The sequence below is a fragment of the Kitasatospora sp. NPDC059812 genome, assembly GCF_042732075.1.
Taxonomy (GTDB): domain Bacteria; phylum Actinomycetota; class Actinomycetes; order Streptomycetales; family Streptomycetaceae; genus Kitasatospora.
Genome location: NZ_JBHWIO010000054.1, coordinates 1 through 10,968 on the forward strand (window position 1 = coordinate 1; position 10,968 = coordinate 10,968).

Annotated in this window: 9 protein-coding genes; 5 read left to right on the forward strand and 4 right to left on the reverse strand. The window is 74.1% G+C overall.

The window, feature by feature from the left end; translation table 11 throughout:
- Window positions 1–488: 488 nt before the first annotated feature.
- Window positions 489–1,193 (reverse strand): bifunctional DNA primase/polymerase, encoded by a 705-nt coding sequence (locus ACFV6D_RS24640; RefSeq protein WP_380561145.1) that lies wholly within the window; start codon window positions 1,191–1,193, stop codon window positions 489–491.
- A 315-nt stretch (window positions 1,194–1,508) separates the two neighbouring features.
- Between ACFV6D_RS24640 and ACFV6D_RS24645 the strand changes: the two genes are divergently transcribed.
- Both ACFV6D_RS24645 and ACFV6D_RS24650 read left to right on the forward strand, forming a co-directional pair.
- Window positions 1,509–2,885 carry a hypothetical protein gene (locus ACFV6D_RS24645; RefSeq protein WP_063348171.1) on the forward strand — a complete coding sequence of 459 codons (1,377 nt, stop codon included), beginning with the start codon at window positions 1,509–1,511 and terminating at the stop codon, window positions 2,883–2,885.
- 209 nt (window positions 2,886–3,094) lie between these two features.
- Window positions 3,095–4,318: a hypothetical protein gene (locus ACFV6D_RS24650; protein ID WP_380561131.1), complete on the forward strand. Its 1,224-nt coding sequence runs from the start codon at window positions 3,095–3,097 to the stop codon at window positions 4,316–4,318.
- Between the two features lie 90 nt (window positions 4,319–4,408).
- Here ACFV6D_RS24650 and ACFV6D_RS24655 read toward each other — a convergent pair whose 3' ends face one another.
- Window positions 4,409–5,707 (reverse strand): ABC transporter substrate-binding protein, encoded by a 1,299-nt coding sequence (locus tag ACFV6D_RS24655; RefSeq protein ID WP_063348169.1) that lies wholly within the window; start codon window positions 5,705–5,707, stop codon window positions 4,409–4,411.
- A gap of 174 nt (window positions 5,708–5,881) precedes the next feature.
- On the opposite strand from ACFV6D_RS24655, the gene ACFV6D_RS24660 reads away from it, so the two are divergent.
- Together ACFV6D_RS24660 and purU are read left to right on the forward strand one after the other, a co-directional pair.
- Complete coding sequence (locus tag ACFV6D_RS24660; RefSeq protein ID WP_079135686.1) at window positions 5,882–6,397, forward strand: hypothetical protein; 516 nt, start codon at window positions 5,882–5,884, stop codon at window positions 6,395–6,397.
- Window positions 6,398–6,596: 199 nt separating this feature from the next.
- A complete protein-coding gene (gene purU, locus ACFV6D_RS24665) occupies window positions 6,597–7,463 on the forward strand; it encodes a formyltetrahydrofolate deformylase (protein WP_371517487.1) in 867 nt (288 codons plus the stop codon).
- Between the two features lie 46 nt (window positions 7,464–7,509).
- Here the strand turns inward: purU and ACFV6D_RS24670 are convergent, their stop codons facing one another.
- Both ACFV6D_RS24670 and ACFV6D_RS24675 read right to left on the reverse strand, forming a co-directional pair.
- Window positions 7,510–8,745, reverse strand: coding sequence for a zf-HC2 domain-containing protein (locus ACFV6D_RS24670; RefSeq protein ID WP_380561132.1), 1,236 nt, complete (start codon window positions 8,743–8,745; stop codon window positions 7,510–7,512).
- On the reverse strand, window positions 8,742–9,413 hold the full coding sequence (locus ACFV6D_RS24675; protein WP_380345141.1) for a sigma-70 family RNA polymerase sigma factor: 672 nt from the start codon (window positions 9,411–9,413) through the stop codon (window positions 8,742–8,744). The genes ACFV6D_RS24670 and ACFV6D_RS24675 overlap by 4 nt, the downstream gene beginning before the upstream one ends.
- Before the next feature lie 631 nt (window positions 9,414–10,044).
- Between ACFV6D_RS24675 and ACFV6D_RS24680 the strand changes: the two genes are divergently transcribed.
- Entirely contained in the window at window positions 10,045–10,518 is a 474-nt protein-coding gene (locus ACFV6D_RS24680) for an ATP-binding protein (RefSeq protein ID WP_063348164.1), read from the forward strand.
- Window positions 10,519–10,968: the final 450 nt, after the last annotated feature.

Genomic DNA, 10,968 nt, shown 5'->3' on the forward strand with positions numbered 1-10,968 from the left:
TGCGTGCGTCACCGCCCCCCGGGCGCCCGCAACTTGTGGGGCGCCGGGGACCGCGCCTCCGGGAACGTCGAGATGGCCCCGCTGCTCCCCGTGCAGCGGGCCCTTTCGCCTCCCCGTTCCCTCCCTGTCCCCTCCATCCCCTCCATCCCCTCCGTTCCCTCCCGGCCCCTCCACCGCCTCGCCCGGCTTCCCCGTCCGAGCGCTCCCTCCGGCGTCCCCTCGCACCGCAATTCCTCCCCTCGGCCGATCATGGCAATCCTTGAGCGTTGTCACTCGTCCGGGGGGCTTTCGTCCATGATCAGCGGGTACACGGAGGCCTTATCCGCACATGCGTGTGACGGGCCCCGTCACCGGTGGGAGACAAGGCCCGTCAGCCGTGCGCGGGGTGTCGCGCGCTGCGCGCCCTCACCCGATAGGCGGAGGGCGGCCGTTCACGGGGTGGTGAACCGGGGCGGTGCACCGCGGTGGTGAACCGTTGCTGCGCCCGTTCAGCGCACCGCTGCCGCCGGCTGGGCGGGCTGGGGGTGGGCGGCCGAGGGCGCCTCGCGCCCGCAGGCGTAGGCGAGCGGGCTGATCAGCTCGGCGGCGTCGGGCAGCCAGCGGTTGAGCGCCGAGGGGGAGCGGGCCCACTGGGCGTAGCCGGTGCCGCCGATCCGGGACGGCGGGGCGACCGTCCAGTCCCCTTCGCCGCGGGCCACCAGGTCCAGCCGGCCGGGCGGCCAGCCGAGCTTGCGGAGCATCTCCGGCAGCTTGGCCGCGACCCCGGGCAGCACCAGGAAGTGCAGCCGCCGGCCGATCCGGCCGGGCGAGGCGGGCAGCACCGCGACCGGGCCCAGCTGGAGGTCCATCCGCTCCATCCGCGCCAGCGCCAGGCATCCCGCCGTCTCCGGGACGTCCAGGACGTCGAAGGACCGGCCGGTGGGCAGCAGGATCGAGGCCTGCGGCCGCTCGGTCCACCAGCGCCGCACCGCCCCCGGCCCGGCGCTCGCCTTGCGGGCCCAGTCCGCGTCGAGCGGGTGGGCCCCCGGCAGCAGGCAGCGCCGGTCGCCGCAGGAGCAGCGGGCGGGCCCGTCGCCGTCGATCAGCCAGGCGCCGGGAGCGACCTCCCAGTGGCGGTTCTCGGCGTAGCCGACGGCTTCGATGAGCAGCGGGGGCAGTACGGCGTTCTTGCCCTGGTCGGGGGAGTCGGGGATGTCTTCCACGCGAAGCTCAACTACCGTGTGTGAGGCTGGTTACGGCCCGGCGCAAGCCGGTTGGGCGCATACCGGCAATGTCACTCGAACCGGTTACTCGACCGAGTTGAGGCGGGCGGGGGCAGGCGCAGTGGGGGCGCACAGGAGCATTTCCCAGGGCGCGTGGGGGGTGCGGATCGTCACCGTGGGTATCCCGCTGGCGTTGCTGATCGCTAACCTGGTGTCAGATTCCTTGGACGGTCGGACAGTCGGCAACAGATCAGCAGAATCGTCGCCCGCCGGCCGGGACCGGAGGGTGTGGGGAGGCGAAACCCAATGGCCGCAAGACCACTCGTCGCACGACAGCCCAACGAGCGTCTGCAGCAACTGATCCAGGAGGCCAGCTGCTCCAACGCCGGCCTGGCCCGGAGGGTCAACCTCTGCGGCGCCGAGCACGGTCTGGACCTGCGGTACGACAAGACCTCCGTCGCCCGCTGGCTGCGCGGGCAGCAGCCGCGCGGGCAGGCGCCGGCCGTGATCGCCGAGGCCCTCGGTCGCAAGCTCGGCCGCAGCGTGTCGGTCGAGGAGATCGGCATGGCCGACGGCAAGAACCTCAGCTCCGGCATCGGGCTCCAGTTCGCGCCGACCCTGAACGCCGCCCTGGAGCAGGTCTGCGAGCTCTGGCGCAGCGACGTCGGCCGACGGGACTTCCTGACCGGGGCCACGGTCGCCGCCTCCGCGCTGGTGGAACCCAGCCGGGACTGGCTGATCACCCCGCCCGACCCGGTGGTGGCCCGCACCGGCGGTCCCCGGGTCGGCCCGACCGACGTGGCCGCGATCAAGGCCACCACCGCGATGCTGGTCGACCTGGACCACCGCTTCGGCAGCGGTCACGTGCGCCCGGTGGTCGTGCACTACCTCAACTCGGTGGTCTCCAGCCTGCTCGGCGGGGCGTACCGGGACGAGACCGGGCGCCAACTCTTCGCCGCGGTGGCCCGGTTGACCGAACTGGCCGGATACATGGCGGTGGACACCGGCCAGCCCGGCCTGGCCCAGCGCTACTACATCCAGGCGCTCCGGCTCGCCCAGGCGGCCGACGACCGCGGCTACGGCGGCTACGTGCTGGCGGCGTCGATGAGCCACCTGGCGGCGACGCTCGGCAACCCGCGGGAGATCGCCCAGCTCGCCCGCGCCGCGCAGGAGGGCGCCCGGACGGTCGCCACCCCGACGGCGATGGCGATGTTCTACGCCGCCGAGGCCCGCGGCCACGCCCTGCTGGGGGACGCCCGCTCCTGCGAGGCGGTGTCGGCCAAGGCGCTGGAGATGATGGAGAAGCGCCGCCCGGAGGACGACCCGGACTGGATCGCCCACTTCGACGACGCCTATCTGTCGGACGAACTGGCCCACTGTCACCGGGACTTGGAGCAGGCCGGCCAGGCCGAGCACTACGCCCGCCGGGCGCTCGACCTGCACCCGCCGACCCGGGTCCGCCGCCGCGCGGTGGACCTCGTCCTGCTCGCCACCGCCCAGTTGCAGCAGCGGGACCTCGAACGCGCCTGTGAGACGGGCGCGCAGGCGGTCCGGCTGCTGAGCGGGCTGCGGTCCAACCGGGGCGTGGAGTACCTGGACGAGTTCCGGCGCCGGCTGGAGCCGTACCGGGAGCAGCGGGTGGTCCGCGAGTTCCACGCCAGGGCGGATGCGGAGGCCGCCTAGTGTCGCGCCCGGGGCACCAGGGCCCGCCCAAGGCCCCGGGCCCCGGCGGGGCGGGGTGAGGGGAGCGTGAGGGATGTCCCGCCCACGTGGCCACCCGGTTCGGCGAACCGGTAGCGTGGGCGCGACGTCCAAGGAACTGTGATGCCCCCAAGAACCGACGAGATGTGGTCCGCCGTCAGCGCGCGGTCGTGCACAGGTGAGGAATCGCGTTGAGCCAGCGCCGCTCGTACCCCAACTCGGGTGACTTCAACCTGGACGACCTGTTCCGCCCCGAGCCCGGCCAGACCCAGGGCGGCGTGCCGGGCCAGCCGCAGGGTCATCCCCAGGGCCACCCGCAGGGGCAGACGGGCGTGCCGCCGGTGGGGCAGCCGTCCGGGCAGCCGGAGTACCTCGGCGAGGGCGGGCACGCGCGGCCGACCCAGGCCATGCCGGCCCAGCCCGCCCCGTGGGCCGGTGCTCCGCAGCCCGGTTACGGCGTCCCGCAGCACGAGCCGGCGCCGGAGACGCAGCACCTCCCGCCGTACCCGGGCGCGGACCCGCACGCGGGCGGCTACCCCACGGGCCAGTCCCAGGCCGGCTACCCGCAGCAGCCCGGTCCGGGCGGCTACCAGGGCTACTCGCAGGCCGGGCAGCCGCAGCCGGCGCCGGCCTACCCCGGTCAGGACTACGGGCAGAACTACGGCCAGGGCTACGCCCAGGACCACGGGCAGGGGCAGGGCTACGGCCAGGACCACGGGCAGGGCTTCGACGCCACCCAGGCGGGCGCGCAGGCCCCGGCCGCCCGTGGCGGCCGCCCGTCCAACAAGCTGATCATCGGCGGGGTGGTGGCCGGCTTCGCGGCGGCCGGCATCCTGGTCGCCGTCCTGGTGAACGGGGACGAAACCACCCCCGCCGCCGACGCCAAGAAGACCCTGCCGGTGGCCGCCACCGGCAGCGCCACCCCCGGCACGGCGAGCGCGAGCAGCTCGGGCACCACCGTCGACCCGGCGGTCAAGGCCCAGGCGCAGCCGCTGTCGGACCTGCTCGGCACCGCGAGCGACAGCCGCTCGGCGGTGGTCGGCGCGGTCGCCTCGGTGCAGAAGTGCGACAAGCTGCCCGAGTCGCAGCAAGCGCTCACCGGCGCGGCCGGCAAGCGGCGCGAACTCCAGACCAAGCTCGGCCAGCTGAAGGCGGACAAGCTGCCCGGCGGCCAGCAGCTGGTCGAGCAGCTCAACGCGGCGTGGACCGCCTCCGCGCAGGCCGACGACGAGTACGCGGCCTGGGCCGGGGACTCGCAGGGCGCCTGCGACCCCAAGAAGCTGGACAACCAGCACTACAAGAACGCCGTCCAGGCCAGCGGCGCGGCGACCACCGCGAAGAAGCAGGCCTCGACCCTGTGGAACGCGATCGCCACCCAGACCGGCCTGCCCAGCCGCAGCGACGGCGACCTGTAGGACGACGGGGGAACGGGCCCGCCGGCCCGCCCCTTCGTCGTCCGTCCTTCGTCATTGGTCCTTCGTCGTCCGTTCTGCGTCGCCCGGGCGTCACGCCGGTGGGCGGCCCCCGGTGAGCACCCAGCGGATGTCCACGAAGCCCGGCTGCTGCAGGGTCATCCGGCCACCCTTGACCACCTGGTAGGTGACCCAGGTGTTCACCAGCCGCGGTGACTCGGTGCTGGGCAGCATGTTGGGGGTGCCCCAGTTCAGCGGCGGGGTGAGCCCGACGTCGATGCCCTCGCCGCTGTCCAGCAGCCCGGTGACGGTCTTCTCGGTGACCTGCCGGCCGGACGCCGCGACCTTCTCGGCGACCAGCCGGAACACCTCGTACGCGACCCAGGTGGTCTGCACGCCGGGATCGGAGACGTCGATGGTGTGGCCGCCGGTGGCGTCGGCGCGCACCACCGCGCGCAGCCCGTCCCAGACCTTCGCCGACTCCGGCGGGTACCAGCTGGTGACGTAGGTGCCGGCCAGCGGGCCGGAGTCGCCGCCGGTGGAGTCGACCACCGACTGTTGCACGCTGCCGATCACCGAGGCGAACCGGGTGTTCCTCGGGTTCAGCCGGCGGTAGGAGTCCAGCAGGTTGCCGGTCGGCTCGGCGGCGAGGGCGCTGGTGACGCAGTTCGCCGGTTCGTCCTTGCCGATCGCCTTGCGGGCCACCGCCGTGTAGTCGGTGGACTGCTCGGGCGCCTTGACGTCGAGCAGCTTGATGCCGGCCGGCTTGAGCGCGTTGGCCAGGTAGCCGAGCAGGTTGTCGCCGGACGGGGTGTCCGGGCGGACCAGCGCGACGGCCTTGCAGCCGGCCTCGACCAGCTGACGGCCGCTGCCGCCGATCAGCGCGGGCATGCCGCCGTCCACCGGGTACGAGAGCGGGCTGCTGAACTCGGGCTGGGAGAGCCCGTAGCCGCCGATCAGGGGGATGCCGGCGCGCTCCAGGACGGGCATGAAGTCGAAGCCGTACTGGCTGTAGGAGCCGATCACGGCGACCGCCTTGGCGTCCACCGCCCGCTGGGCGCAGGCCTTGGCGCCTTCGGAGGTGTTGTGCTCGTTGCAGGTGAGCACCTGCAGCCGGCGGCCGTTCAGCCCGCCCTTGAGGTTGACGTCCCGGCCGATCGCCTCGGCGAGCGCGGTCATGCCGGGCCGGTCGGCGGAGCCGGTGCCGGACGGGGACCAGGTCATCACGGTGAGGTCGCCGCCGTTGGTGGAGGCATCGGCCGGTCCGCCGCACGCGGAGGCCGAGAAGAGGGTGGGGAGCAGGGCCGCGGCGGTGGCGGCTGCGGCGATCGGGCGGCGGCGGCGCCGCGCGAACTGGTGCCGGGGTTGGAACGGGTCCCTTCGGCTGGTCATCGGTCTTCCCTCTCTGGGGCGCCATCCGGCGCACCGGAGCAAGCCAAGCCCCGGCGCCACACGCCGAGAGGGCCGAAGTGCGAACGGTCGGATAACGGGAGCTGAAATCCGGCGGGGCACGCGTGTAGATCGGGAGTGGAGTACGAACGGACAGGGAACGTACGATCGTTCTCCATGTCCGCCAGCACAGATTCTTCGCATCGGTCTGCCCGAAACACTTCTCGTCCGGGCCACCGCTCCAGCACGATGAACGGCATGCCGCTCAACGACCTGCCCTGGTGGCGCTGGCGAGCCCGACTGCGCTCGGCGCTGCACATGTTGTCCGACCCCGGTTTCCAGCAGGAGACCTGGCTGAACGGCCGGGAGGGGTACGGCGACGTGACCGACGCCGTCTACCGGCTGGTCGAGGACACCTGGCTGGACCACTGGTCGGCCGAGAAGTACGTGGGCACGATCTTCCGCGACTCCGCCGAGGCCGCCCTGGTCGACGTCGCGGTGCTGCGCGTGGTCCAGCTGCTGCACGAGGTCGGCGCGGACGCCCACGCCTCCGCCTACTTCGGCCACCCCGGCTGGCCGGAGGCGGTCCGGGCCGCGCGCGAGGCGCACGTCGCGCTGGCGGTGAACGACGGGGACGACCCGGACGCGGCGCCCAAGTCGCTGGACGTGCTGCGCATCCTCACCCGGGTCTGAGCCTGGGTCTGAGTCCGGGTCCACGGCGGGGCCGCCGGCCGGGCGCCTGGTCGGCGGCCTAACCGGGTGCCTGGTCGGGCTTTCGGTCGGGCCGCTGAGCAGTGCCGTCCCGCAGTACGGGCAGCGGGGCGGCGACTGTCCAGGATGTGACACGCTGGACCACCCACGAACGCCACGACCTCAGGACGGGATACCCCCAGTGGACCAGCAGCCGGCCAGCGCCCAGTACGTCCTCACGCTGTCCTGCCCCGACAAGCAGGGCATCGTCCACGCCGTCTCCAGCTACCTCTTCATGACCGGCTGCAACATCATCGACAGCCAGCAGTTCGGCGACGGGGACAGCGGGCTGTTCTTCATGCGGGTGCACTTCTCCGCCGCCGAGCCGGTCACCGCCGACAAGCTGCGGGCCAGCTTCGCGGCGATCGGGGCCTCGTTCGGGATGGACTGGCAGATCCACCCGACCGAGCAGCGGATGCGGATCGTCCTCATGGTCAGCAAGTTCGGGCACTGCCTGAACGACCTGCTCTACCGCACCCGGATCGGCGCCCTGCCGGTGGAGATCGCCGCGGTGGTGTCCAACCACACCGACCTGCGCGACCTGACCGAGAGCTACGGCGTCCCGTTCCACCACATCCCGGTCACCCGGGACACCAAGGCCGACGCCGAGCAGCAGCTGCTGGACCTGGTCGCCAAGGAGGACGTCGAACTGGTCGTGCTGGCCCGCTACATGCAGGTGCTCTCGGACCAGCTGTGCACCGCGCTGTCCGGCCGGGTGATCAACATCCACCACTCCTTCCTGCCGAGCTTCAAGGGCGCCAAGCCTTACCACCAGGCGCACGCCCGGGGCGTGAAGCTGATCGGCGCCACCGCGCACTACGTCACCGCCGACCTCGACGAGGGCCCGATCATCGAGCAGGAGGTGGCCCGGGTGACCCACGACGTCACCCCGGACCAGCTGGTCGCGCTCGGCCGGGACGTCGAGTGCCAGGCGCTGGCCCGTGCGGTGAAGTGGCACAGCGAGCACCGGGTGCTGCTGAACGGCACCCGCACGGTGGTCTTCGCGTAGCGAGGTCGGGGCGCGCAGTTGGGACGGTCGGCGCGGCTGTGGCCGTTTACGGCCGCGACAGCAGCGGCAGGGCGTGCAGCACCTCGCGGATCGCGGCCCGGTCGCCGTGCTCGCCGACCGGCAGCCGGTCCGGATCGCGGTGCGCGGCGGCCAACTGGCAGAGCTCCAGGCCGTCCAGCACCATCGAGGCCACCGGCTCGCCGCCGGACGGCCCCGACTCCGGCCCGTCCAGCGGTATCAGCCACTCGCCGGCCGCCGGGCCGTCGATCACCAGCCGCAGCCGCCGGCCCCGGCCTTGGCCCTGGCCCGCCACGGGCGGGAGGTCCGGCGCCCCGGCGGGCTCGGGACGGGTGGCGCGGGCGGCGCGCAGGTCGGCCAGTGCCCGCGGGACCATCCGGACCGCCAGGTCCACCATCTGCCGCAGGTGCTGGGGCGCCGGCGGGTCGTACGGGTAGGCGACCGCGCGGGCCACGTCCTCGCCGTGCACGTAGCACTCGAAGGCGCGGTCCACGAAGGCGTCGCGCAGCGGCAGCACGGCGAAGCCGTAGTCGACGGGGGTGTTGCCCCGCGGGGCGAGCGCGGCGGTGCGCACCAGGTCGTGGGTCTGCCGCCGCCACCGCTCCCGCACCGACTGCGGCGGGAGGCCGGCCCGGTCGGCGACCAGCCGGGCGGTGCGCTCGGCGATCCCGGCGTACGGCCCGCCCTGCAGCGGGACCCGGGGCAGGAGCAGGGGCGCCGGCGGCCGCGCGGGCGGCTCCTGCGGCGGCACCCGCCGGGCGGCCGGGGCCGGCGTGGCGCCCGGGCCGGCCGGCACCGGGTCGGGCAGGCCGAGGGCGAGCGCCAGATAGCCGTCCACGGCGGCGAGATGGCACAGCACCTCGGCCGGACGCAGCCGCCCGGTGCCGCCGTGCCACGGCAGGTCGGCCACCTCCTGCCACTCCTCCGGGCCGAGGTCGCGCAGCAGCGCGTCGAGCTTGGCCGTCTCAGCGGTGTACGGCATGCCCCAGGCGGGGACGGGCAGTTCGGCCGGGCGGCGGGCCAGGCACCAGTCGAGCACCTGCTGGCGCAGCGAGTTGGGCTGGTCGAGCGGCTCGTCCAGGGCGAGCCACCCCGCCGCCTCACGCAGCCGGGCGGCCTCTTCGGCGCACTCCGGGCAGGTGCGCAGGTGCTGCTCCAGCTCGGCGGCGTCACGGTTCGGGCAGGCGCCGAGGGCCCAGGCGCCGAGCAGCGAGCGCAGGGCGTCGTGGCGCTCCTCGGTGGTGGGCTCGCTCCGCTCGCTCATGCGCCCCTGTCCCCGTCGTCCCTGTCGCCCGCGTCGTCCCGGTGGTCCCGGTCGTCGGCCCGGCCGTCCTCGCGGCCGTGCCGCTCGTCGTGGCGGGCGCGCTCCTCGGCCAGTTCGGTGGCCAGCAGTTCCAGGCCGAGCCGCATCCGCTGCTTGGCGGCCTGCTCGCTGATGCCGAGCAGCCGGGCCGTCTCCTGGTAGGTGCGGCCGTCGTAGTACGTCACCGCGATGGTCTCACGCAGGGATTGGGGCAGGGAGTCCACCACGTACTGCATGCGCGCGGCGGTGGCCACGGCGCGGATCTCCGCCTCGGCCGCGCCCTCGCCGCCGCCCGGGCCGTCAAGTCCGCTGCCCGGGCCGCCCGGTACCCGCTCGGCGGCCCGCCGCGCCCGCAGCCGGTCGACCGCACGGCGGTGGGTGAGCGCGCCGAGCCAGGAGCGCAGCGAGCCCTGGGCGGGGTCGAAGTCCTCGGGGTGCTCCCAGACGTGGGCGAATATCTCCCGGGTGAGCTGGACGGCGGCGGCCTGGTCGGCGAGTATCCGCCCGGCCAGTCCGTGCACCATCGGCGCGAGCTGGTCGTAGATCTCGCCGAGCGCGGTCTCCTCGCCGCGGGCGAGGCGGCGTTGGAGCTGCTCGTCCCAGCGCGGCGCGCGGTCGGGGGTGGCCATCGGGAACCACCCTCCTGCCCGGGTTTCGCTGGCGTACCCAACGGTATCTTGCGGCCGGTCGGCGGCGGGAGCATTCCCCGAAGAACGGAACCCGGGCCTGCGGATCGTCACCCGGGCCGTCATCCGGATCGTCACCCGGCCCGGCGCCCGGTCGTCGCTCGTACCGGTGGCCCGTGCGCGGGGCGGTCCGTGGAGGCCGCTGTTCGAAGGCCGTTGGACATATGTCGCACGGGTGGTTCGCGAGTGGCGGGCCGGGTGCGCGGGGCGTCCGGAGGTAGGTTCGCCACTGCGGGACCGGCGGGTCGGCCCGGGCCGGACGAGTGCCGGTACGAGGCTCGCGAGAGTGAACGGGACAGTATGCACTGCGCTGTCCCCCGATCGCTGGAATATGCCCGAAGCGCTTGCCGAGGTCCGTCCGCCCACTCATCCTGAGGCGTAATCGAGTCGCGGCCAGTGCGCGACGGACGAGTTGGCCCGGACGAGTTGGCCCGGACGGGACAGCTCGGGTGAGCGCCGGGCGGGAGCCCGGCCGAGGGCCCGGGCGGCACCGGGCGATGTGCGAGGGTTCGCCGGCTGGACGATCCGGCCCGATCGGGACGATGGCCGAACTGCGAGTGCGGGTGGTGGAGCGGTGCAGGTTCTTCAGGTACAGCTGGCGGTGCAGGCGGACCCGGCCGAGGTCGGCCGGGCCCGTCGGTGGGTGCGCTCGCGGCTGCTGAACCATGGGGTGGACCCGGACGCGCCGGTCGCCGAGACGGTGGTGCTGGTGGTCTCCGAGTTGGTGACCAACGCCGTGGTGCACACCGGGTGTCCGGCGGTGCTGCGGCTCTGCCTGCCGGTGGAGGAGGACCAGGCGGGCGGTGAGCCGGCCGGTCCGCTGCGGGTGGAGGTCGCCGACGCCAGCCGGACGGCCCCCGCCCCACGGCACGCCGGGGCGGACGAGAACGCCACCAACGGGCGCGGCCTGGAGCTGGTCGAGCTGCTCTGCGAGCGCTGGGGCTGGTTCCCGGACGGCTCGGGCAAGCGGGTGTGGTGCGAGATCGGCGCGGACGCCCGGCCGGCGGACCCGCTGGCGGGCGTGGACTGGGCGGCGTTGGCGCAGTAGCGGCAGCGGCAGCCCGGGGCCTGCTCGGTTCGCTGCCGTTCCCGCCGGTGATCGTCGGCGGAGATCACTGGCGGAGATCACCGGCCGAAAGTTGACGCAACCATTCCGAATTTCGGACTACCCATTGACGTGACGTATCCGACTGATCACGCTTGGGTGCGGCTCTCCGTCAGTGAGGGGACGCCGAGGGGACGCCCGAACGCCGCCGCGGTGCTGTTGTCCAGGGGGACCACGCCAGCAGGGGGGCCGTGGACCGCCGGTCGCGGGCGCTCCTTGGCGAGTGCGGAGGGTGCGGCGCGGGTTCAGGGCCCGCGCGTCGCGATTGGATGGTGGCCGGCCGCGCCGTGCTCGGGGTGCACGCGGCCGGGGGGCGGCGGGGGCGCGGAGGGCGAGCGGCGGGGGTGGACCGCCCACGCGCGCGGAGAGGCGCGGGCCCGAAAAGCGCCCCGG

Excerpts from the sequence above, each read along its gene's own strand:
- ACFV6D_RS24645 (WP_063348171.1), top strand. The coding sequence starts at position 1,509 with ATGGCCGCAAGACCACTCGTCGCACGACAGCCCAACGAGCGTCTGCAG.
- ACFV6D_RS24655 (WP_063348169.1), bottom strand. The coding sequence starts at position 5,707 with ATGACCAGCCGAAGGGACCCGTTCCAACCCCGGCACCAGTTCGCGCGG.
- ACFV6D_RS24660 (WP_079135686.1), top strand. The coding sequence starts at position 5,882 with ATGTCCGCCAGCACAGATTCTTCGCATCGGTCTGCCCGAAACACTTCT.
- ACFV6D_RS24670 (WP_380561132.1), bottom strand. The coding sequence starts at position 8,745 with ATGAGCGAGCGGAGCGAGCCCACCACCGAGGAGCGCCACGACGCCCTG.
- ACFV6D_RS24675 (WP_380345141.1), bottom strand. The coding sequence starts at position 9,413 with ATGGCCACCCCCGACCGCGCGCCGCGCTGGGACGAGCAGCTCCAACGC.